At 69.2% G+C, this 20423-nt stretch carries 23 protein-coding genes; 15 read left to right on the top strand and 8 right to left on the bottom strand.

The features are described from left to right. Positions 1–109: 109 nt before the first annotated feature. Entirely contained in the window at positions 110–1012 is a 903-nt protein-coding gene (gene dapA / locus KIH27_RS00005) for a 4-hydroxy-tetrahydrodipicolinate synthase (protein ID WP_214090863.1), read from the top strand. Next, a complete protein-coding gene (locus KIH27_RS00010; protein ID WP_214090864.1) occupies positions 1009–2685 on the top strand; it encodes a ribonuclease J in 1677 nt (558 codons plus the stop codon). The genes dapA and KIH27_RS00010 overlap by 4 nt, the downstream gene beginning before the upstream one ends. 4 nt (positions 2686–2689) lie before the next feature. Here KIH27_RS00010 and KIH27_RS00015 read toward each other — a convergent pair whose 3' ends face one another. Continuing rightward, positions 2690–3559, bottom strand: a complete 870-nt coding sequence (locus tag KIH27_RS00015; RefSeq protein ID WP_214090865.1) for an SAM-dependent methyltransferase — start codon at positions 3557–3559, stop codon at positions 2690–2692. 3 nt (positions 3560–3562) lie between these two features. Then, positions 3563–3988, bottom strand: coding sequence for a putative quinol monooxygenase (locus tag KIH27_RS00020; RefSeq protein WP_504739462.1), 426 nt, complete (start codon positions 3986–3988; stop codon positions 3563–3565). Here KIH27_RS00020 and KIH27_RS00025 point away from each other — a divergent pair. Beyond that, positions 3987–6542: a DNA translocase FtsK gene (locus KIH27_RS00025; RefSeq protein WP_214090866.1), complete on the top strand. Its 2556-nt coding sequence runs from the start codon at positions 3987–3989 to the stop codon at positions 6540–6542. The genes KIH27_RS00020 and KIH27_RS00025 overlap by 2 nt on opposite strands. Here KIH27_RS00025 and KIH27_RS00030 read toward each other — a convergent pair whose 3' ends face one another. Beyond that, on the bottom strand, positions 6543–7904 hold the full coding sequence (locus KIH27_RS00030) for a wax ester/triacylglycerol synthase family O-acyltransferase (protein WP_214090867.1): 1362 nt from the start codon (positions 7902–7904) through the stop codon (positions 6543–6545). Between the two features lie 142 nt (positions 7905–8046). Between KIH27_RS00030 and KIH27_RS00035 the strand changes: the two genes are divergently transcribed. Next, the gene (locus tag KIH27_RS00035) at positions 8047–8556 is read left to right on the top strand and encodes a DUF421 domain-containing protein (protein ID WP_214090868.1); all 510 of its coding nucleotides are present in this window, start codon (positions 8047–8049) and stop codon (positions 8554–8556) included. A gap of 4 nt (positions 8557–8560) precedes the next feature. Here the strand turns inward: KIH27_RS00035 and KIH27_RS00040 are convergent, their stop codons facing one another. Beyond that, the gene (locus KIH27_RS00040) at positions 8561–9091 is read right to left on the bottom strand and encodes an amino-acid N-acetyltransferase (protein ID WP_214090869.1); all 531 of its coding nucleotides are present in this window, start codon (positions 9089–9091) and stop codon (positions 8561–8563) included. A gap of 55 nt (positions 9092–9146) precedes the next feature. On the opposite strand from KIH27_RS00040, the gene pgsA reads away from it, so the two are divergent. From pgsA to pspM, 4 genes are all read left to right on the top strand, one after another. Beyond that, positions 9147–9743 carry a CDP-diacylglycerol--glycerol-3-phosphate 3-phosphatidyltransferase gene (pgsA, locus tag KIH27_RS00045; RefSeq protein ID WP_214090870.1) on the top strand — a complete coding sequence of 199 codons (597 nt, stop codon included), beginning with the start codon at positions 9147–9149 and terminating at the stop codon, positions 9741–9743. A gap of 85 nt (positions 9744–9828) precedes the next feature. Next, the gene (gene clgR / locus KIH27_RS00050; RefSeq protein ID WP_214090871.1) at positions 9829–10176 is read left to right on the top strand and encodes a transcriptional regulator ClgR; all 348 of its coding nucleotides are present in this window, start codon (positions 9829–9831) and stop codon (positions 10174–10176) included. A gap of 110 nt (positions 10177–10286) precedes the next feature. Next, positions 10287–11096, top strand: a complete 810-nt coding sequence (pspA, locus tag KIH27_RS00055; protein WP_214090872.1) for a phage shock protein PspA — start codon at positions 10287–10289, stop codon at positions 11094–11096. Positions 11097–11105: 9 nt separating this feature from the next. Next, the gene (gene pspM / locus KIH27_RS00060; protein ID WP_214090873.1) at positions 11106–11942 is read left to right on the top strand and encodes a phage shock envelope stress response protein PspM; all 837 of its coding nucleotides are present in this window, start codon (positions 11106–11108) and stop codon (positions 11940–11942) included. A gap of 10 nt (positions 11943–11952) precedes the next feature. On the opposite strand, the gene KIH27_RS00065 is transcribed toward pspM, so the two are convergent. Further along, positions 11953–12399, bottom strand: a complete 447-nt coding sequence (locus KIH27_RS00065; protein WP_214090874.1) for a limonene-1,2-epoxide hydrolase family protein — start codon at positions 12397–12399, stop codon at positions 11953–11955. 42 nt (positions 12400–12441) lie between these two features. On the opposite strand from KIH27_RS00065, the gene KIH27_RS00070 reads away from it, so the two are divergent. Further along, complete coding sequence (locus tag KIH27_RS00070) at positions 12442–13614, top strand: glycosyltransferase (protein WP_214090875.1); 1173 nt, start codon at positions 12442–12444, stop codon at positions 13612–13614. 9 nt (positions 13615–13623) lie between these two features. Next, positions 13624–13818 carry a DUF3046 domain-containing protein gene (locus KIH27_RS00075; protein ID WP_214090876.1) on the top strand — a complete coding sequence of 65 codons (195 nt, stop codon included), beginning with the start codon at positions 13624–13626 and terminating at the stop codon, positions 13816–13818. Here the strand turns inward: KIH27_RS00075 and KIH27_RS00080 are convergent. After that, entirely contained in the window at positions 13809–14453 is a 645-nt protein-coding gene (locus tag KIH27_RS00080) for a TetR/AcrR family transcriptional regulator (RefSeq protein WP_214090877.1), read from the bottom strand. The two genes, KIH27_RS00075 and KIH27_RS00080, sit on opposite strands and share 10 nt — an antisense overlap. A gap of 72 nt (positions 14454–14525) precedes the next feature. Here KIH27_RS00080 and KIH27_RS00085 point away from each other — a divergent pair, with 72 nt between their 5' ends. The 5 genes from KIH27_RS00085 (at position 14526) to KIH27_RS23245 (ending at position 19645) form a co-directional block, all read left to right on the top strand. Beyond that, the gene (locus KIH27_RS00085; protein ID WP_214090878.1) at positions 14526–15743 is read left to right on the top strand and encodes an oxygenase MpaB family protein; all 1218 of its coding nucleotides are present in this window, start codon (positions 14526–14528) and stop codon (positions 15741–15743) included. A 219-nt stretch (positions 15744–15962) separates the two neighbouring features. Beyond that, positions 15963–18104 (top strand): intein-containing recombinase RecA, encoded by a 2142-nt coding sequence (gene recA, locus KIH27_RS00090; protein ID WP_214090879.1) that lies wholly within the window; start codon positions 15963–15965, stop codon positions 18102–18104. Then, complete coding sequence (recX, locus tag KIH27_RS00095; RefSeq protein ID WP_214090880.1) at positions 18073–18609, top strand: recombination regulator RecX; 537 nt, start codon at positions 18073–18075, stop codon at positions 18607–18609. Before recA ends, recX begins: the two co-directional genes overlap by 32 nt. 151 nt (positions 18610–18760) lie before the next feature. Beyond that, entirely contained in the window at positions 18761–19153 is a 393-nt protein-coding gene (locus KIH27_RS00100; protein ID WP_214090881.1) for a hypothetical protein, read from the top strand. Beyond that, positions 19154–19645, top strand: a complete 492-nt coding sequence (locus KIH27_RS23245) for an RES domain-containing protein (protein WP_214090882.1) — start codon at positions 19154–19156, stop codon at positions 19643–19645. Here KIH27_RS23245 and KIH27_RS00110 read toward each other — a convergent pair. Both KIH27_RS00110 and KIH27_RS00115 read right to left on the bottom strand, forming a co-directional pair. Beyond that, the gene (locus KIH27_RS00110) at positions 19642–20064 is read right to left on the bottom strand and encodes a hypothetical protein (RefSeq protein ID WP_214090883.1); all 423 of its coding nucleotides are present in this window, start codon (positions 20062–20064) and stop codon (positions 19642–19644) included. The two genes, KIH27_RS23245 and KIH27_RS00110, sit on opposite strands and share 4 nt — an antisense overlap. 118 nt (positions 20065–20182) lie before the next feature. Then, positions 20183–20404, bottom strand: a complete 222-nt coding sequence (locus KIH27_RS00115) for an Rv1893 family protein (RefSeq protein WP_214090884.1) — start codon at positions 20402–20404, stop codon at positions 20183–20185. Positions 20405–20423 lie beyond the last annotated feature (19 nt).

Genomic DNA, 20423 nt, shown 5'->3' on the forward strand with positions numbered 1-20423 from the left:
CAACCCCACCGACCAAACCAATTCCGCAACAGCCCGCCAACTGGCGGTTCGCCGGTGAACTCTGCACGCTCGGCGAGGGGTGGGGGCGAGGCCAGGTAATCTTGGCGCCGTGAGCAGCAGCGGATTCGACGCCATAGCCCAGCTGGGCACCGTGCTGACCGCGATGGTGACCCCATTCGGTGCGGACGGCTCGGTGGACACCGACGCCGCCGTGCGGTTGGCGCACCGTCTGGTGGACGCCGGGTGCGACGGCCTGGTGGTCTCCGGCACCACCGGGGAGTCACCGACCACCGCGGACTACGAGAAGCTGACGCTGCTGCGTGCCGTGGTGGAGGCGGTCGGGGACCGGGCCCGGATCATCGCCGGCGCCGGCAGCAACGACACCGAGCACAGCGTCCGGCTGGCCGAGGCGTGCGCCGGGGTGGGCGCGCACGGCCTGCTGGTGGTGACCCCGTACTACTCGCGGCCGTCGCAGGCCGGCCTGCTGGCGCACTTCACCGCCGTCGCCGACGCCAGCACGGTGCCGGTGATGCTCTACGACATCCCGGCGCGCTCCGTGGTGCCGATCGCCCCCGACACGATCTTCGAACTGGCCGAGCACCCCAGAATCGTCGCGATCAAAGACGCCAAGGGCGATCTGCACGCCGCCGCCCAGATCATGGCCGAAACCGACCTGGCCTACTACTCCGGCGACGACGCACTGAACCTGCCGTGGCTGGCGATGGGCGCCACCGGGTTCGTCAGCGTCATCTCGCACTTCGCCGCCGGGCAGCTGCGCGACATGCTCGCCGCCTACCAGGCCGGCGACGTGGAGACGGCCCGCAAGATCAACGTTTCGATCGCCCCGCTCTGCAACGCGATGGCCCGCACCGGCGGCGTCACCTTCGTCAAGGCGGGACTGCGGCTGCAGGGCTTCGAGGCCGGCGACCCGCGACTGCCCCAGGTGGCCGCGACATCGGCCCAGGTCGAGGAGCTCGCTCTCGACATGCGTGCGGCGGCAGTGCTCGGGTGAGTGACGAACTCACCCCGCCGGGGCCGCTGAAAGAAGGCGCACTGCGCGTCACCGCACTCGGCGGCATCAGCGAAATCGGCCGGAACATGACCGTTTTCGAACATCTCGGCCGGTTGCTGATCATCGACTGCGGGGTGCTGTTCCCCGGTCACGACGAGCCCGGCGTCGACCTGATCCTGCCGGACATCCGGCACATCCAGGACCGGCTGGACGACGTCGAGGCGCTGGTGCTGACCCACGCCCACGAGGACCACATCGGCGCGATCCCGTTCCTGCTCAAGATGCGCGGCGACATCCCGATCGTCGGCAGCAAGTTCACCCTGGCACTGGTCGCGGCCAAGTGCCGGGAGCACCGGATCAAGCCGGTGTTCGTTCAGGTCGCCGAGGGGCAGAGCAGCACCCACGGCGTGTTCGAATGCGAATACTTCGCCGTCAACCACTCCATCCCCGACGCGCTGGCGATCGCGGTGCACACCGGCGCCGGCACCGTCCTGCACACCGGCGACATCAAACTCGACCAGCTGCCCCCGGACGGACGGCCCACCGACCTGCCCGGCATGTCGCGACTCGGCGACGCCGGGGTGGACCTGTTCCTGTGCGACTCCACCAACGCCGACGTGCCCGGTGTCGGGCCCAGCGAGAGCGAGGTCGGCCCGACCCTGCACCGGCTGATCCGGGGCGCCGAGGGACGCGTCATCGTCGCGTGCTTCGCCTCCAACGTGGACCGGGTGCAGCAGATCATCGACGCCGCGGTCTCGCAGGGTCGACGGGTGGCGTTCGTCGGACGGTCGATGGTCCGCAACATGGGCATCGCCAAGGACCTCGGGTTCCTGAAGGTCGGCGACCGAGACGTCGTCGACATCTCGGCGGCCGAGGAGATGCGGCCCGAGAAGGTGGTGCTGATCACCACCGGCACCCAGGGCGAGCCGATGGCGGCGCTGTCGCGGATGTCGCGCGGTGAGCACCGGTCGATCACGCTGACCTCCGGTGACCTGATCGTGCTGTCGTCGTCGCTGATCCCGGGCAATGAGGAAGCCGTCTACGGGGTGATGGATGCGCTGGCCAAGATCGGTGTCCGGGTGATCACCAACGCCTCGGCGCGGGTGCACGTCTCCGGGCACGCCTACGCGGGAGAGCTGCTGTTCCTGTACCGCGGCGTCAAGCCCCGCAACGTGATGCCGGTGCACGGCACCTGGCGGATGATGCGCGCCAACGCCGCGCTGGCCGCCCGCACCGGGGTGCCGGAGGAGTCGATCCTGCTGGCCGAGAACGGGGTCAGCGTCGACCTGATCGCCGGCAAGGCGAGCATCGCCGGGGCGGTCCCGGTCGGAAAGATGTTCGTCGACGGGCTCGTCGACGGGGATGTCGGCGACGCGACACTGGGCGAGCGGCTGATCCTGTCGTCGGGTTTCGTCGCGGTGACGGTCGTCGTGCGCCGCGGCACCGGCAAGCCAGCCGCGCCGCCGCACCTGCACTCGCGCGGCTTCTCCGAGGACCCCAAGGCGCTTGAGCCGGTGGCCCGCAAGGTGGAGGCGGAATTGGAATCCCTTGCCGTGGAACGGATCACCGACCCAGTCCGGATCGCGCAGGCGGTGCGCCGCACCGTCGGCAAGTGGGTGGGGGAGAAGTACCGCCGCCAGCCGATGATCGTGCCGACGGTGATCGAGGTCTGAGACCTCAGACCTTCTCCGCGTACACCGACCATTCCAGCTCGGAGGCGCGCAGGTTGCGCCCGGCCGGTTCGACGTAGCGTCGCAGGAACTCGTCGGGGCCGGCCTGATCGACCAGTCGCCACCCGTATTCGGCGAGGAAATCCGCGACCTGCCCGGTGCGCAGCCCGAAATGCCACAGCCGCTTGGTGACGGCCGTCCGGTACAGCCGCGCCGACCCGTACCGGTTGGTGCCGTCGAGGAACTCACTGCGCACGTAGGTGAACACCAGCCGGCTGCCTGGCGGTACCGGCCGCAGCCCCTCCAGCGTCGTACGCACCGCGGCCTCGGTGAGGTACTGGGTGACCCCCTCCCAGACGAAGAAGGTGCGCCAGCCGGGCCGGTAGCCGTGCTCGGCCAGGATCGTCAGCAGGTCGTCGCGTTCGAAGTCCAGCGCCACCAGTCGGACCGCCAGTGGCAGCGCGCCCAGCACCCGGCGCACGATGGCGGCTTTTCGGGCGATGTTGACCGGTTGATCCACCTCGAAGACCGGGATGCGAGCGCGCCGGGTCAGCCGGTAGGCGAGCGTGTCGAGGCCGGCGCCGAGGACGACGACCGCGTCGACGTCGTCACCCGCCTCGTCCAGGCGGTCGGCGATGAACCGTTTCCGGCAGGTCAGGTTGGCCCACAGCCCGGGCCCGGACCGTTCCACGGCGGCGGTGAACCAGCGCCGCAGCGGTGCGGGTCGCAGCGCCGCCACCAGGGCCCGCAGCGGAGCCGGCAGGAATTGTGCGGCCAGGTCGTCGTCGACGAGTCGGCGCCCGGGCGGCTCATGCTGCTCGATCGCCGCCAGCACCATCGGGCCGTAGGCGGTTGCGGCTGCGCGATTGCGTGCCATCGGCTACCCCCGCAGCAGGCCCTTTGCGGCGCCGCCCGCGGGGACGGGCCGCAGCATTGTGATGTCCGGCGGGGCGGCCAGGTGCTCCTTGAGGCTGTCGAGCAACTCCGTGACGGCTGGTGCCGCCGAATGTGTCTTCAGCGCGTCGGCGTCGGCCCACTGCTCGATGAACACGAAGGCGCCGTCGGTCTCGTGCAGGGAGTACAGCTGGCAACCGGGTTCGTCGTGCACCCGCGGAACCGCGGCGGTGCAGATCCCGCGGACGGTCGCGACCGAATCAGGTTTGACGGTGAATGTGGCGACCACGACCACGGGGATCTCCTTCGCTGGTGGTGACCGTTCGACTCTACCCAGCCGCCCGCTCGGATGGACGGCTACCAGTGTGGCCTGTGGTGCATATGAGGTAGTTGCGACTACGCTTGCCGCCATGGCTAGTAAGACGGCTAGTGGATCGTCGGGTGCGACGAAAGCTCGCTCCGGGGGTCAAACCAGCAGGTCGAAGGCCGGATCGCGCGCCAAGTCGCGGCCGGCGCGGCCCCGGCAGCCGGCTGCGGCGCGCCGCAAACCCCCAGCCCGCAAGCGGTCCGGATTCGCGACCGCCGGGCTGGCCTGCGGCCGGGCCGCTCGTGCGACATGGCTGATGGTCGCCAAGGGTGCCGGCGGTGCCGCGCGCTCGGTGGGCCGCGCCCACGACATCGACCCGGGGCATCGCCGCGACGGGATCGCCCTGGCACTGCTGGCGCTGGCGGTGGTGACCGCCGCGAGCAGCTGGGTGGACGCCGCCCGGCCGGTCGGCGCCTGGATCGACACCGGTCTGCGGGCGGTCGTCGGCTCTGCGGTGGTGCTGCTGCCGGTGCTCGCCGCCGTCGCCGCGGTGGTGCTGATGCGCACCGAACCCGACCCGGAGACCCGACCGCGGCTGATCCTCGGCTCGGCGATGGTGGCGCTGCCCTTCCTGGGCCTGTGGCACCTGTGGGCCGGATCGCCGCAGACCCCCGACGGCCGCCTGCGCGGCGCGGGATTCGTCGGCTTCGTCATCGGCGGCCCGCTCTCCGATGGGCTGACCCCCTGGATCGCGGCGCCGCTGCTGTTCATGGCGGTGATCTTCGGGGTGCTGCTGCTGACCGGCACCACCCTGCGCGATGCCCCCGAGGCGCTGCGCACGATGTTCACCGCCCGCGGCTACTACGACGACGAGTACGACGACTACGACGACGAATACGACGACGGGTATGACGAGTACGACGACGAGGACGACGAACCCGCCGCCCCGGTAGCCGACCGGGTCGACGACACCGCGCCGTCGGACTGGCGATCCCGCACCCCCGAAGACAACTACCCGCTGGACGAGGCTCCGGCCCCGGTCCCGGTCGAGATGCAGCCGACCAAGCCGATCCGCCGCAAGCCGGTCAAAGCCGAGAAACCCGCCAAGGCCGACAGCCAGGACACCCTGAGCCTGGATCGGGTGGTGGAGGGGCCCTACACGCTGCCATCGCTGAACCTGCTGACCGCCGGCGACCCGCCGAAGCTGGTGACCGCCGCCAACGAGGCGATGTCGGATGCGATCACCTCGGTGCTGGAGCAGTTCAAGGTCGACGCCAAAGTCACCGGCTGCACCCGCGGACCGACCGTCACCCGCTACGAGGTGGAACTCGGCCACGGCGTCAAGGTCGAGAAGATCACCGCGCTGCACCGCAACATCGCCTACGCGGTGGCCACCGAGAGCGTCCGGATGCTGGCGCCGATCCCCGGCAAGTCCGCGGTCGGTATCGAGGTGCCCAACACCGACCGGGAGCTGGTGCGCCTGGCCGACGTGCTGACCGCGCCGTCCACCCGCCGCGACCACCATCCGCTGGTGATCGGGCTGGGCAAGGACATCGAGGGCGACTTCATCTCCGCCAACCTGGCCAAGATGCCGCACTTGCTGGTGGCCGGCTCCACCGGTTCCGGTAAGTCCAGCTTCGTGAACTCGATGCTGGTCTCGCTGCTGGCCCGAGCCACCCCGGAGGAGGTCAGGATGATCCTGATCGACCCGAAGATGGTGGAGCTCACCCCGTATGAGGGCATCCCGCACCTGATCACGCCGATCATCACCCAGCCGAAGAAGGCGGCCGCCGCGCTGGCCTGGCTGGTCGAGGAGATGGAGCAGCGCTACCAGGACATGCAGGTCTCGAAGGTGCGCCACATCGACGACTTCAATGCCAAGGTGCGCTCCGGGGAGATCACCGCCCCGCTGGGCAGCGAACGGGTCTACCGGCCCTACCCGTACATCCTGGCGATCGTCGACGAGCTGGCCGACCTGATGATGACCGCGCCGCGCGACGTCGAGGAGGCGATCGTGCGGATCACCCAGAAGGCCCGGGCCGCCGGCATCCACCTGGTGCTGGCCACCCAGCGGCCCTCGGTGGACGTCGTCACCGGCCTGATCAAGACCAACGTGCCGTCGCGGCTGGCATTCGCCACCTCGTCGCTGACCGATAGCCGCGTCATCCTCGACCAGGCCGGCGCGGAGAAGCTGATCGGCATGGGCGACGGGCTGTTCCTGCCGATGGGCGCCAACAAGCCGCAGCGGTTGCAGGGCGCGTTCATCACCGACGAGGAGATCCAGGCCGTCGTCAGCGCCTGCAAGGAGCAGGCCGAGCCCGAATACACCGAGGGCGTCACCACCGCGAAACCCACCGGTGAGCGGACCGACGTCGACCCCGACATCGGCGACGACATGGACGTCTTCCTGCAGGCCGTCGAGCTGGTGGTGTCCAGCCAGTTCGGCTCGACGTCGATGCTGCAGCGCAAGCTGCGGGTCGGCTTCGCCAAGGCCGGCCGGCTGATGGACCTGATGGAGACCCGCGACATCGTCGGGCCGTCCGAGGGCTCGAAGGCCCGGCAGGTGCTGGTCAAGCCCGACGAACTGGCCGGCACGCTGATGCTGATTCGCGGTGGCGGAGAACCGGATTCGGACGACGACACCGACGACGAGGACTAGCTAGGAATTGACCACCAGCGAAAGGCCGTGCCGGTCACGGGCTTTGCGCCGCCGGACGCTGCAGGTCCGCAGCCGGGCCACCGCCGCTTCGACACCGCGGGCCAGTTCGTCGGCGTCGGGCACCGCACTGAAGTCGGTCAGAATGCCGAAGTACAGGCTGTCGGCGTAGCTCAGCACCGCGGTGCCGGTGCGCAGCTGCATGGCGATCGGGGGGATTGGCAGCACCTGAGTCACGTTGCGCCCCATGATCTGCAGCGCCTGACCCGGGCCGGGAACGTCGACGGCCAGCGTCATCACACTGCGCTGCGGCAGCCGGGACAGCAGGTTCGCCGCCCACGCGGTCACCGGGAACGGAACCGTGCGGGCGACGGCACCGAGCACACCCAGCGGTCCCTGGTCCCCGGCGGCTTTCGCCTGTGTCAGCCGGGCGTGCACCATCCGCAGCCGCAACACCGGATTCTCCTCATCGACCGGCAGTCGCGGCATCAGCACCGTGCTGCGGGTCGGTACCAGCGTGCGCAGCGAGTCCGGGCGTGGCTGGCCGCCGCGGCGGATCAGCATGGTGCGATAGCTCTCGGCGAGCGCCGCCAGCGCCACGTCATTGACGGTGACGTCGAAGGTTCGACAGATCCGTTGCACGTCGGCGAGATCGACCCGGGCCGTCGTGTAGCGCCGCCGCCCGGCCACCGGGCCGGTCAGCGGCGACTCCGGGCGCAACAAGCCGGCGGCGACCTCGACCGTGCCACGCAAGGTCTGCTCGGCCCACCGCGCACCGTCCAGCGTCGCCCCGGCGAGCGCGGCCGCGCCGCGCAACGCCGCACGCCAGCCCTCAACCGGCGGCGGCACCTGATGCAGTTCGGCGGTGCCCCGGTGGTGGCCGGCACCGTGCACCCCCGCATCGGACAGGCCGGTGAGGATGTGGACCGTAGCGATCGCGTCGGCGACGCACGGGTGGACCTTCATAAGCATCGCCCAGCGTCCGTCGGACAGCCCGTCGATCACCCAGATCTCCCATAGCGGGCGGTTGCGGTCCAGCCGCCACGACATCACGTCGGCGACCAGCGCGTGCAGGTCGGCGTCGGTGCCCGGTGCGGGGACCGCGACCCGCCGGACGTGGTGGGTGAGGCGGAAGTCGGCGTCGTCGATCCATTCCGGGGCGCCGAGGTCGAGGAACCTGCGCCGCAGCCGCTGGGCGAACCGTGGGCAGGCGGCGATCCGCTCGCCCAGCGTCGACAGCAGTGCGTCGTAGTCGGGGACCGGCCCGTCCAATATCGCCAAGCCGCCCATGCCGAGGTTGGTATGCGGGTCGGTGTCTTCGAGGTGCAGGAAACCGACATCCAGTGGAGTGAGGTAGTCGGCCATGATGACCTCCAGTTATCTGAAACTTCCGGTATCACTATCCTCCGTTCGGCGGTCCCGACAACAGGGCCGGAAGTCCTCAACAAGAGCCCGGGGCGAAACCGACGAAGGTGACAGGCCCGCTGGTCATCGGGATAATCGCCAGGTGGATTGGGCCAGACTCTTCAGTTTCGACACGCCGCCACTGGAGATCTTCGTGCGCGGCACGGTGATCTACGTAACGATCTACGCACTGCTGCGGGTGGTGCTCAAACGGGAAGCCGGCACCAACGGCATCACCGATCTGATCGTCGTGGTGCTGATCGCCGACGCCGCGCAGAACGGCATGGCCGGCGGGTACAAGTCGATCAGCGACGGCGTGCTGCTGGTCGGCGTGATCATCGGCTGGTCGTTCGTGCTGAACTGGATGGCGCACCGGTGGACGTGGGCGGCGCGGATTCTGCGGCCGGGGTCGCTGCTGCTGATCCGCGACGGCGAACTGCTGTTCCGCAACATGCGCAAGGAGATGATCACCGAGGATCAGCTGCGGGAGCAGGCGCGCAAACAGGGCATCGCCGACCTCGCCGTGGTGCGGGAGGGCCGGATGGAGTCCGACGGCCACTTCAGCTTCCTGATCGGCGCACCGCACCGCGCGTTCTCCGCGGCAGGCCACTGATTCCTCAGAGCACCAGCAGCATCCGGGTATTGCCGAGGGTGTTCGGCTTGACGTAGCTCAGGTCCAGGAACTCGGCCACCCCGACGTCGTAGGAGCGCTGCATCTCCTCGAACACCTCCGCGGTGACTGGGGCGCCGTCGATCTCGGTGAACCCGTGCCGAGCGAAGAACGCCGTCTCGAACGTCAGCACGAACAGCCGCTGCAACTGCAGCTCCCGCGCCACCTGCAGCAGCCGGTCGACGATTGCGTGCCCGATGCCGCGGTGCGTCAGCGTGGGGTCGACGGCGATTGTGCGCACCTCGCCCAGATCCGACCACAGCACATGCAGCGCACCGCACCCGAGGATCTGTCCGGGCTGGTCGGGATCCTCGGCCACCCAGAACTCCTGGACCGCCTCGTAGAGGGTCACCAGGTTCTTCTCCAGCAGGATCCGGCCCGCGTAGATGTCCACCAGACGCTTGATCGCGGGCACGTCGGAGGTCCGTGCACGCCGGACCAGGGGCCGGTGCGCCGGTGAATCGCCCGCTTCGTGCACGAATGCACAGTAGCTGTTTCGGACTCCGGGCCGGGGAACCGATATTCTGTCTGCCGTGTCGGGGCAGCCTAAAACCGGTTCCGCGGTGAAGCGCGTCTCCGTACTGAACCTTGCGAACGTGCTGACCGTGCTGCGGATGGCGCTGGTGCCGGTGTTCTTGGTGGAGTTGTTCGCCGCCGGCGGCCACGAGCCGGGCCATCGCATCGCGGCGTTCGTGGTGTTCGTCGTCGCCATCATCACCGACCGGTTGGACGGTGCGTTGGCCCGCAACTACGGGATGGTCACCCCGTTCGGGGCGCTGGCCGACCCGATCGCCGACAAGGCGCTGATCGGCGCCGCGCTGATCGGACTGTCGATGCTCGGCGACCTGCCGTGGTGGGTGACGGTGCTGATCCTGGCCCGCGAGATCGGCATCACCCTGCTGCGATTCGCGGTGCTGCACCGCGGTGTGATCCCCGCCAGTCGCGGCGGCAAGCTGAAAACGCTGGTGCAGGCCGTCGCGATCGGGCTGTTCGTGCTGCCGTTGGCCGGCCCGTGGCTGGTCACGGCCTGGGTGGTGATGGCCGCCGCGGTGCTGCTGACGGTCGGGACCGGGATCGACTACGTGGTTGCGGCGGCAGCCGATCTGCGCAGGGGATCCGACCGGAGTTGAGCGGCCGGGAACCGGAAGGGCGGGTGTCGACGTTGACCTCACGTGACTCTCGAATTGCCAGGTCGATCCGTGAGGGGGATGCGCGATGACAGCGTTGCTGCGTGAAGCGGTCGGTGACGTGCTGCGCCAGGCCAGAACGGGGCAGGGGCGCACGCTGCGCGAGGTGTCGGATGCCGCGCGGGTGAGCCTGGGCTACCTCTCGGAGGTCGAGCGCGGCCGGAAAGAGGCGTCCAGCGAACTGCTCAACGCGATCTGCACGGCGCTCGACGTGCCGCTGTCGGAGGTGCTGTTCGGCGCAGGCCGGCAGGTGTCGCGGTCCGAGCAGGTGCCCGCCCGGGTGGCGCAGCGCACCGGTACCGCCCGCATCGACGCCGGCACCCTGGTCGTCATCCCACCCGTTTCGGCGCTGGCGTCGGCCTCCCGGTCGGCCTGACGGCACCCGGCGGCTGGGTTGAATGTGCACCCAACGTACGGCGACCCGATAAGTTGACTAGCGGTAACCGCTGGACCGACAACATTCGAACAAGCAGACGGAGCTGACTGATGGCCAACCCGTTCGTCAAGGGGTGGAAGTACTTGATGGCGCTGTTCAACTCGAAGATCGACGAGCACGCCGATCCGAAGGTGCAGATTCAGCAGGCGATCGAGGAAGCGCAGCGTCAGCACCAGGCGCTGACCCAGCAGGCCGCGCAGGTGATCGGCAACCAGCGCCAACTGGAGATGCGGCTCAACCGGCAGCTGGCCGACATCGAGAAGCTCCAGGTCAACGTGCGTCAGGCGCTGACCCTGGCTGACCAGGCCACCGCGGCCGGTGATGCCGCGAAGGCCACCGAGTACAACAACGCCGCGGAGGCGTTCGCAGCTCAGCTGGTCACCGCCGAGCAGAGCGTGGAAGACCTCAAGACCCTGCACGATCAGGCGCTGTCGGCGGCGGTGCAGGCCAAGCGGGCCGTCGAGCAGAACGCGATGGTGCTGCAGCAGAAGATCGCCGAGCGCACCAAACTGCTCAGCCAGCTTGAGCAGGCCAAGATGCAGGAGCAGGTCAGCGCGTCGCTGCGGTCGATGAGCGAGATCGCGGCCCCGGGAACCACACCCAGCCTCGACGAGGTCCGCGACAAGATCGAACGGCGCTACGCCAACGCGATCGGTGCCGCCGAATTGGCGCAGGGCTCGGTACAGGGCCGGATGCTCGAAGTCGAGCAGGCCGGTGTGCAGATGGCCGGGCACTCCCGGCTGGAGCAGATCCGCGCGTCGATGCGCGGTGAGGCGCTGCCGACCGGTGGGACGGCCGGTGGTACGGCGGCCGCCCCGGCCAAGCCGCCGTCGGCAGCCGAGAAGCCGTTGCAGCAGTAGGGGATTGGAATGGCAGTAGCACCCGCGGTGCGGACACGACGGCCCGGATTGGCCCAACGCGGGATCGACCGGGCCAGTGAACTCGCCGATCTGCTGGCCGACAAGCTGAGCGCGATCGCCGACCCGCGCGCCCGGTTGCTGCGCAAACGGCGCTGGGCGCTGCGGCTGGGGCTGCTGTTCGGCGGTGCGTGCGGCTTCTGGGTATTGACGACGATGCTGCTGGCCTCCTGGTCGACCCCGGCCTGGGTGCTGCTGATCACCGGACTGATCGCGGCCGGGGCGGCGGCGCCGGCCACGTTGCTGCTGCTGCGGTATCGCTGGCTGCGTTCGCTGCCGCTGCCGACGGCACGCCCAGGTTCCGACCGGCGACTGCCGCCGCCGGGATCCGTTGCCCGGCCGGCGATGTCGGCGCTGGGCGCCTCCGAGCGGGGGATGTTCTCGCTGCTGGGTGTGCTGGAGCGCGGACGACTGCTACCGGCGGACGAGATCGGTGACCTCACCGCGGCGGTGAAGCGGAGCGCGTCGACGATGGCGGCCACCGCCGCCGAGGTGGTGTCGATGGAGCGAGCAGTGCAGCACAGCCCGGACGCGCGCGCCTACCTGGTGCCGACGATCAACGCGTTCACCGCCCAACTGGGCGCCGGTGTCCGCCAGTACAACGAGATGGTCACCGCCGCTGCGCAATTGGTGTCGTCAGCGAATGACGGGTCGGCGACACCGTCCGGTCTTCCGGTGAATTCGCCGATGTCCCAACGGCGTTACCGTGACGAGTTGACCGAGGCCACCGACAAATTACTCGGGTGGGCGCAGGCGTTCGATGAACTCGCGGGGTCGACCCGGCTCTGACCGGTATCGGCTACAGCGTCGGGCGCAGGGCCGGGACCACCGTCGCGGCCAGCGCCCGCAGTGTCGCCTTGAACATGTCGAGGAAGTCGAAGTAGTCCCGCCACAACGTGATCCGGCCCTGGTGGACCTCGAACACGCCGCACACCCAGAACTGCAGCCGCAGCGGGCCCACGGTGAGCGCGTCGGTCCGCTCGGTGAGCACCGCTGAACCGTCGCCGGCGATCCGGTGGATCTTGACCTGGAACGCCGCACGGCCCGCCATCTTGCGGAACACCCCGATGGTGGCGTTGCGCCCGCGGATCGTCGGCAGCCCGACGTTCTGATAGACGACGTCGTCGGCGAGGGCCGCGGCCGCGGTGTCGAGGTCCTCGTCGGCCAGCGCGTCCAAGAACACCTCCACGAGGCGAACGTTGTCTTCCGGGTCGATCGGAGTCGGCTGCACGCTCGGTTCGGTCATGCCTGTCAGACTAGGCCCGCAGCGCTGTGGCACGGTAGGCCGATGCGAGTGGTGGTGGTGGCCGGGCCGGATCCCGGTCACGCGTTCCCGGCGATCGCACTGTGCCGGCGGCTGGCCGCGGCCGGCGACACCGCGACACTGCTGACCGGTGTCGAGTGGCTGGCCACCGCGGCCGCCGCGGGTGTTGACGCGGCCGAACTGCTCGGCCTGGATCCCGAAGCCGGCGATGACGACTTCGATTCGGGCGCCAAGATCCACCGGCGGGCCGCGCGGATGGCGGTGCAGAACCTGGACCTGCTGCGCTCGCTGACGCCGGACCTGGTGGTCTCCGATGTGATCACGGTCTGCGGCGGGCTGGCCGCGGAGCTGCTGGGCGTGCCGTGGGTGGAGCTCAGCCCGCATCCGCTGTACCTGCCGTCGAAGGGCCTGCCGCCGATCGGCAGTGGCCTGGCACCCGGCACCGGGGTGCGCGGCCGGCTGCGGGACACCGTGTTGCGGACGCTGACCGCGCGGTCGGTGCGGGCCGGGGATCGGCAGCGTGCGGTGGCTCGGTCCGGGATCGGGCTGCCGGTGCGCGACCCGGGGCCGGTTCGGCGGCTGATCGCCACGCTGCCTGCGCTGGAGGTGCCGCGGCCGGACTGGCCGGCGGAGGCCGTCGTCGTCGGGCCGCTGCACTTCGAGCCCACCGACAGTGTGCTGGCGGTGCCGCCGGGTGCCGGCCCGGTGGTGGTGGTGGCGCCGTCCACGGCGTCGACCGGCATGGCGGGGCTGGCCGAGGTGGCGCTGCAGGCCCTGGTGCCCGGTGTCGGGCTGCCGGCCGGTGCGCGGGTGGTGGTGTCACGGCTGGGTGGGGCGGACCTGGATCTGCCGCCGTGGGCGGTGGCCGGGCTGGGGCGGCAGGACGAACTGCTGGCACACGCCGATGTGCTGATCTGCGGCAGCGGACACGGGATCGTCGCCAAGGCGCTGCTGGCCGGGGTACCGCTGGTGGTGGTGCCCGGCGGCGGTGACCAGTGGGAGATCGCCAATCGTGTTGTGCGCCAAGGAAGCGGGGAGCTGGTGCGGCCGCTTTCCGTCGAAGCGCTGGCGGCCGCCGTGGGTGCGGTGTTGGGGTCGCCCGATTACCGGGCGGCCGCGCGCCGGGCGGCGGACGGTGCTGCGACGGTGGCGGATCCGGTGCGGGTGTGTCACGAGGCACTGGCCTGCGCTGGGTAGGTTGAATCGGTGCGGCTGACCGAATTCCATGAGCGGGTCGCGGGGCGCTTCGGGGCGGCCTACGGCGGGTCGGTGCTGGCTGATCACGTGCTGGCCGCAGTCGGCGGGCGCACGGCCGCGCAGGCCATCGAGGACGGCGTCGAACCCCGGGATGTGTGGTGGGCGCTGTGCGCGGACTTCGACGTGCCGCGTGATCAGTGGTGAGGACTCGGGCCGAGGATGCTGCGGACCACCGCGGTGCTCAGGTCGGCGCAGACTGCGGCCAGGTCGGCGATGCTCTCCTGCGGGTCGGCCAACCAGGCTTCGATGACCTGGTTGGCGCCGCCGACCAGGAACAGCGCGCCGCGGCGTAGCGCCGCGGGTGCCGGGGTCTCGCCGTCGAGCACGGCGGGGGAGAGCGCCACGATCAGCTCGGTGATCATGTCGAGCACGCCGGCGCGGTGCTCGCTCAGCCCGGGCACCCCGGACAGGTCGCTGGTGGCGATGCGGTGGATGTGCGGGTCCGCCACCACGAGTTCGAGGAACGCGGTCAGCGCCGACCGGAGTTTGTCGGTGAGCGTGCCCGGGTCGCCGGTGCCCGCGGCCACCAGGGCTGCCAGCAGTTCGTCGCGGACGTCGTCGGAGACCGCGAAGATCAGCGCGTCGCGGTTGGGGAACTGCTCGTAGAAGTAGCGGGGGATCAGTCCGGCCGCGCCGCACACGCCGCGGACGGTCACCTCACCGATCCCAGACTCGCCCCACAGCCGTCGTCCGGCGGCCAGCAGACGTGCCCGGCGCTCGGCGCGCCGGTCGACGGCGCTGATCCCGCCGTAGTCACGCACCACTTCCGCGCGTTTCATTGACATCACCATACCCGCGCCCTACATTCGGAACACGATTGTTATCCGAATGTCGTCGCGGAGGTCGCCCCGATGAGCACGCCCATCCCCACCCGTCATCCGGATTCGTTCGGGTCGGTCCCGGCCACGGTCCGGTTGCTGGCCGGGGCGCTGGCGATCGCCAAACCGGACCCGCAGCGCTGGCACGAGATCGGCGAGGGCCTGACCGTCGGCGACGAGCCGATGCGCCGACTGGTCGAGTGGATGTCGGCGACCGGGACCAAGCAGACCCGGCCGATCTTCGACCGAATCGTCGCCGAGGGGCTGGCGGCCGCCCCGGACGCGCCCGAACCGCTGCGCGAGTTCTTCGCCGCGGTCGAGCCGATCCCGGCCTGGGTGGACATGGCCAAGGTGCGCCGCGGACAGCGCGCCCTGGTCCGCGGCGGCGCCGACGGCACCTACATCGCCCGCGACGTGTCGTTCCTCGGCGGCTACCAGTTCGCGTCGTTCAACAAGACCCTGCTGCGCACCGGTGTGCTGGAGAAAGGCTCCAACAAGCGGTTCGCCGAGACCCTGCAGTGGGCGATGGACGTCACTTCCGAAGGCGGTCTGGACCCGCTCGGGGCCGGCTATCAGGCCACCATCCGGGTGCGGCTGATCCACGAGTACGTGCGACGGCATGTGGCGGCGCTGCCGGACTGGCGCGGCGACGAGTGGGGGCTGCCGGTCAACCAGACCGACATGGCGGCGACACTGGTGGGGGCGCTGATCGCCCCGCCGTCGGCCGCGATGGGGATGGGGATCCTGCTGTCGCCCGGCGAGTTGGACGCGATCGCGCACCTGACCCGCTACGTCGGCTGGCTGATGGGCATTCACGACGAATGGCTGCCGCGCAGCTTCCGCGACGCCGTCCGCATCCTGTACCACACCCTGGGGGCGCTGTCGGAACCCGACGAGACCACCCGGCAGCTGGCGGTCCCGATGGCCGACGACCCGATGGAGTGGCACTACCGCGCCATGACCCGCCTGCGCCGCCGGATCGCGCGGGCGCAGCACCTGTCGGTGACCAGCGGATTCCTGGGACCCTGGACGATGCGCAAGCTGGGCCTGCCAGCCTATGTGCCGCCGTGGTACCAACTGCTGCGGATGCCGGTCAACCTGGTGCGCAGCGCCGCCGCCCTCACACTGCCAGGTGGGGCGGCCCGCGCGGCGGTCCGCGGGCGACGCGAACAGGAGGTGTTCATGCGAACCATGATGGGCGGCGACGACACCACGATCGGCGCGTCGGCGCGGGTGCTGCGGGTGGCCTAGCGGGGATCGCGAGCGCGGCGGAGCCGGGCGCGGCGGGTCGCCACCATGTGTACAGCGGACGTCGTGGTGCTCGGGCGACACACCGCGTGTCGCACTTGATTCGAACACGCGTTCGCCTACTGTGGATGGAGTTCGGCGGGTTGTCGGACCTTGTCGCTAACGTCACCGCCAATCGACCGGGAACCGGTCAACCGAACACCGAACCACAGGAGAGGCATCATGGCACAAGCCCCTGATCGCGAGAAGGCACTCGAACTGGCGATGGCCCAGATCGACAAGAGTTTCGGCAAAGGCTCGGTGATGCGCCTCGGTGACGAGGTACGCCAACCGATCTCGGTCATCCCGACCGGCTCCATCGCCCTGGACGTGGCGCTGGGCATCGGCGGCCTGCCGCGTGGCCGGGTCGTCGAGATCTACGGCCCGGAATCCTCGGGTAAGACCACGGTGGCCCTGCACGCGGTGGCCAACGCCCAGGCGGCCGGCGGGATCGCGGCGTTCATCGACGCCGAGCACGCCCTGGACCCCGACTACGCCAAGAAACTCGGCGTGGACACCGACGCGCTGCTGGTCTCCCAGCCCGACACCGGTGAGCAGGCACTGGAGATCGCCGACATGCTGGTGCGCTCCGGGGCGCTGGACATCCTGGTCATCGACTCGGTGGCCGCCCTGGTGCCGCGCGCCGAGATCGAGGGCGAGATGGGCGACAGTCACGTCGGCCTGCAGGCCCGGCTGATGAGCCAGGCGCTGCGCAAGATGACCGGTGCGCTGAACAACTCCGGCACCACCGCGATCTTCATCAACCAGCTGCGGGAAAAAATCGGAGTGATGTTCGGGTGCTTCAACTACAGCACCCGGGTGACGCTGGCCGACGGCAGCACCGAGAAGATCGGCAAGATCGTCAACAACAAGATGGACGTCGAGGTACTGTCCTACGACCCCGTCACCGATCGAGTTGAGCCGCGCAAGATCGTGAACTGGTTCGACAACGGGCCCGCCGAGCGGTTCCTGCAGTTCACCGTCGAGAAGTCCGGCGGCAACGGCAAATCCCAGTTCGCCGCCACCCCCAACCACCTCATCCGCACCCCGGGCGGCTGGACCGAGGCCGGCGAGATCATCGCCGGTGACCGGGTGATGGCCGCCGAGCCGCAGCTGCTCAGCGACCAGCAGTTCCAGGTGGTGCTCGGGTCGCTGATGGGCGACGGAAACCTCTCGCCGAATCGCCACGACCGCAACGGGGTTCGCTTCCGGCTGGGGCACGGTGCCAAGCAGGTGGACTACCTGCAGTGGAAGACCGCGCTGCTCGGCAACATCGGGCACTTGACCCGGGAGAACGCCAGGGGCGCGCACTTCGCCGACTTCACCCCGCTGCCGGAGCTCGCCGAACTGCAGCGCGCGGTGTACCTCGGGGGCGGCAAGAAGTTCTTCTCGGAGGACTACCTCAAGGCGCTCACTCCGCTGGCACTGGCGGTCTGGTACATGGACGACGGCTCATTCACCGTGCGCTCCAAGGGATTGCAGGAACGTACCGCCGGTGGCAGTGGGCGGATCGAGATCTGCGTCGAGGCGATGAGCGAGACGACCCGGCCCCGGCTGCGCGACTACCTGCGCGACACGCACGGTCTGGATGTGCGGCTTCGGTCAGCAGGTGCGGCCGGCAAGGCGGTGCTGGTCTTCTCCACGGCCGCGTCGGCGCAGTTTCAGGAATTGGTGGCGCCGTACATGGCCCCGTCGATGGAGTACAAGCTGCTGCCCCGACTGCGCGGCCAGGGATCGGTCACCCCGCAGTTCGCCGAGCCCACCGAGCGGCTGGTGCCGGCCCGAGTGCTCGACGTGCACGTCAAGCCACCGACCAAGTCGATGCACCGCTTCGACATCGAGGTGGAGGGCAACCACAACTACTTCGTCGACGGTGTGATGGTGCACAACTCGCCCGAAACGACCACCGGTGGAAAGGCTTTGAAGTTCTACGCATCCGTGCGCCTGGACGTGCGGCGGATCGAGACGCTCAAGGACGGCGCCGACGCGGTGGGCAACCGCACCCGCGTGAAGGTGGTCAAGAACAAGGTCAGCCCGCCGTTCAAGCAGGCCGAGTTCGACATCCTCTACGGCCGGGGCATCAGCCGTGAGGGGTCGCTGATCGACATGGGCGTGGACCAGGGCTTCATCCGCAAGTCCGGTTCGTGGTTCACCTACGACGGTGAGCAGCTGGGGCAGGGTAAGGAGAACGCCCGCAACTACCTGCTGACCAACCCCGATGTGGCCAACGAGATCGAGAAGAGGATTAAGGAGAAGCTGGGGGTCGGTGCGGTGCTGACCGACGAGGGTTCCGATGACGTTCTGCCCGCTCCCGTCGACTTCTGAGTCCGTCGAGGCTGATCCGGCCAAGCGTGAGGAGCAGGCGAAGACGGTGTGTCTTCGCCTGCTCACCGCGCGGGCCCGCACCCGGGCCGAACTGGCCGAACAGCTGACCAAGCGCGGGTACCCCGACGACGTCAGCGAGCGGGTGCTGAACCGGCTGACGACCGCCGGGCTGATCGACGACGCCGACTTCGCCGAGCAGTGGGTGCGATCCCGGCACGAATACGCCGGCAAGGGCCGCAAGGTGCTGGCCGCCGAACTGCGGACCAAAGGCGTCGCTGACGACGTGATCGCCGAGGCGCTCGCCGACCTGGATTCCGACGCCGAGCGCGACCGGGCCGAACAGCTGGTGCACGCCAAACTGCGCCGCGAATCCCTCGGTGAGGACGACGTGAAGGTCACCCGGCGGCTGGTGGCGATGCTGGCCCGCCGCGGCTACAACCCGTCGATGGCCTACGAGGTGGTCCGCGACGGGATTGCCGGCGAGCGAGAGCGGCGGCAGGTGTGAAGCGGTTGAGCGCGCATCCACCCGTGACCGGATCGCAGCGACGTTGGTTCGCCGCCCGCACTGCGAATCGTCGCTGTGATCCGACGTGGGATCTATTCTGTGAAGTAATGTGTGATGTGACTGGATTTCGAGCGGGAAAGAGGTGTATCCGATGACGATCACTTCGCCGAGGCCTGACCTGGCCGCCTACCGTGATGCTCTGACGATGACCAGTGCGGAGCTCGTCGGCGCTCTCCGCGACCTGCTCGGAGCCAAGTTGGTCGCCTACCTTGGCGGCGTCAAGGAGACTCGTGCGGTCCGTCAGTGGGCGGAGGGCGCCCGCACTGTTGGTAAGCCTGCTGACCTGGAACGGCTGCGCTTGGCATATCGGGCGGCGCGAATCATCGCAGAGCGTGACTCCGCACAAGTCGCGCAGGCATGGTTTCAGGGGCTCAATCCGAGCCTGGATGACCAGTCGCCGGCCCGTGTGCTGCGCAACGGCGATTTGGAGGCCGATGGTGCGCGCGTCATCGCCGCCGCCCGACAGTTCGCCGCCATCGGGTAAATGAACGCGTTTGCCCTGATCCAGACTGCGTCAGGGCCGCTGCGGTACCACCACATTTCTGATACCGGGGTTTATAGGGTCGGCTACCCGGTCGGTCCGTGGAGTTGGACGCCGTGGGAATACGCCGATCACGGCCGATTCGACGGTCGCTGGGATGACCCCGACGGTATCTGGCGCACGTTGTACGTCGGGTCGTCGGCACTGGTCTGCTATCTCGAGGTGCTGGCCCGGGAGCCGTCGGCGGTGACGCGGACCTTCGTCGGGTCGACCTCGGTGACGGTGTCGATGGCGGTGCAGAACGTGGCGGCGGTGTCGCGTACCAACTCTGACAGCCGGAGCACGTGTACGAAGAACCCGTCGGTGGCTTCCTCGACCGCGGTGACCAGCCATTCGGCGTCGCGGACCAGCACCACCGAGCCGGGGGCGGCGGTGAACTCGGCGGTTCGCGGCTTGTTTGCCATCAGGGTCACAGCTACTCCGGTCGGGGGCTAGCCACACTCGCCGCAGATGCCGGTGAGCGGCAACTCCACATAGCAGGTGCTGCAGAGCGCCGCTTCGCGTCGGACGTCGCGAGCCCGTGTGCTGCCCGGACGCACCTGAGTCGTCGGATGCGCCACGTACCACGTTCCCTTCCGTGAACTGGGTCCGCGGTCGGCACCAGCGCCGGCGAAGCGAAGGACTTCGTCTTCGGAGACGAAACCGGTGGTGTACCCGTAGTAGATGTGGAGATCGGGGAGACCGTCTCGCCGTCTGGCACGGACATACGGCTTGTCGACGTTTACCACCGCCTGGCACCCGGCGATCCCGACGGCCGTCGTTACACGCTCGATGAACCCGTGGTTCTCCAGGGAAATCTTCGCCTTGGAAAGTGCTCCGAGGAGGGAGTCGGCTCGATCTTCTGCTGTTGTCATGGTTGCCCGAGAATAGGCCTGACCGCCGACATTTCGGTGGATGGTGCAGCCGGGGTTGCCACCGGGAATGCATCGAAGCACCCCGAGGGGAGGACCGACGGATTCAGCGCACCGCGCCTCAGGCGTCCTTCTCGTCGCTCTCCCCAGTGAAGACCTCCTTGGTCCGCTCAACCGCGTGGCTGGCGATCTCCATGGAGTCCTGCACGATCGCGCTGACCCCGCCGGAGATGTCGCCGCGGATGATGTCACCGGCGTCCTCGACGATGTCCGAGGCCTTGTCGACCGCATGGGCGGCGATGTCCCGGACCGCGTTGAACGCATCCTTGGGGGTGAGGGCCATGGAAGTCTCCTGTCGTTGA

The sequence above is a fragment of the Mycolicibacter acidiphilus genome (assembly GCF_018455725.1).
Taxonomy (GTDB): domain Bacteria; phylum Actinomycetota; class Actinomycetes; order Mycobacteriales; family Mycobacteriaceae; genus Mycobacterium; species Mycobacterium acidiphilum.

What these genes read in the sequence shown, in the direction of transcription:
- KIH27_RS00030 (WP_214090867.1), bottom strand. Translation starts at nt 7,904, where the DNA reads ATGGCCGACTACCTCACTCCACTGGATGTCGGTTTCCTGCACCTCGAA.
- KIH27_RS00015 (WP_214090865.1), bottom strand. Translation starts at nt 3,559, where the DNA reads ATGGCACGCAATCGCGCAGCCGCAACCGCCTACGGCCCGATGGTGCTG.
- recA (WP_214090879.1), top strand. Translation starts at nt 15,963, where the DNA reads ATGGCACAAGCCCCTGATCGCGAGAAGGCACTCGAACTGGCGATGGCC.
- KIH27_RS00065 (WP_214090874.1), bottom strand. Translation starts at nt 12,399, where the DNA reads ATGACCGAACCGAGCGTGCAGCCGACTCCGATCGACCCGGAAGACAAC.
- KIH27_RS00110 (WP_214090883.1), bottom strand. Translation starts at nt 20,064, where the DNA reads ATGACAACAGCAGAAGATCGAGCCGACTCCCTCCTCGGAGCACTTTCC.
- KIH27_RS00080 (WP_214090877.1), bottom strand. Translation starts at nt 14,453, where the DNA reads ATGAAACGCGCGGAAGTGGTGCGTGACTACGGCGGGATCAGCGCCGTC.
- recX (WP_214090880.1), top strand. Translation starts at nt 18,073, where the DNA reads ATGACGTTCTGCCCGCTCCCGTCGACTTCTGAGTCCGTCGAGGCTGAT.
- clgR (WP_214090871.1), top strand. Translation starts at nt 9,829, where the DNA reads ATGACAGCGTTGCTGCGTGAAGCGGTCGGTGACGTGCTGCGCCAGGCC.
- KIH27_RS00020 (WP_504739462.1), bottom strand. Translation starts at nt 3,988, where the DNA reads ATGGCGGCAAGCGTAGTCGCAACTACCTCATATGCACCACAGGCCACA.
- KIH27_RS00070 (WP_214090875.1), top strand. Translation starts at nt 12,442, where the DNA reads ATGCGAGTGGTGGTGGTGGCCGGGCCGGATCCCGGTCACGCGTTCCCG.
- KIH27_RS23245 (WP_214090882.1), top strand. Translation starts at nt 19,154, where the DNA reads ATGAACGCGTTTGCCCTGATCCAGACTGCGTCAGGGCCGCTGCGGTAC.
- KIH27_RS00100 (WP_214090881.1), top strand. Translation starts at nt 18,761, where the DNA reads ATGACGATCACTTCGCCGAGGCCTGACCTGGCCGCCTACCGTGATGCT.
- KIH27_RS00025 (WP_214090866.1), top strand. Translation starts at nt 3,987, where the DNA reads ATGGCTAGTAAGACGGCTAGTGGATCGTCGGGTGCGACGAAAGCTCGC.
- pspM (WP_214090873.1), top strand. Translation starts at nt 11,106, where the DNA reads ATGGCAGTAGCACCCGCGGTGCGGACACGACGGCCCGGATTGGCCCAA.
- KIH27_RS00115 (WP_214090884.1), bottom strand. Translation starts at nt 20,404, where the DNA reads ATGGCCCTCACCCCCAAGGATGCGTTCAACGCGGTCCGGGACATCGCC.
- KIH27_RS00085 (WP_214090878.1), top strand. Translation starts at nt 14,526, where the DNA reads ATGAGCACGCCCATCCCCACCCGTCATCCGGATTCGTTCGGGTCGGTC.
- pspA (WP_214090872.1), top strand. Translation starts at nt 10,287, where the DNA reads ATGGCCAACCCGTTCGTCAAGGGGTGGAAGTACTTGATGGCGCTGTTC.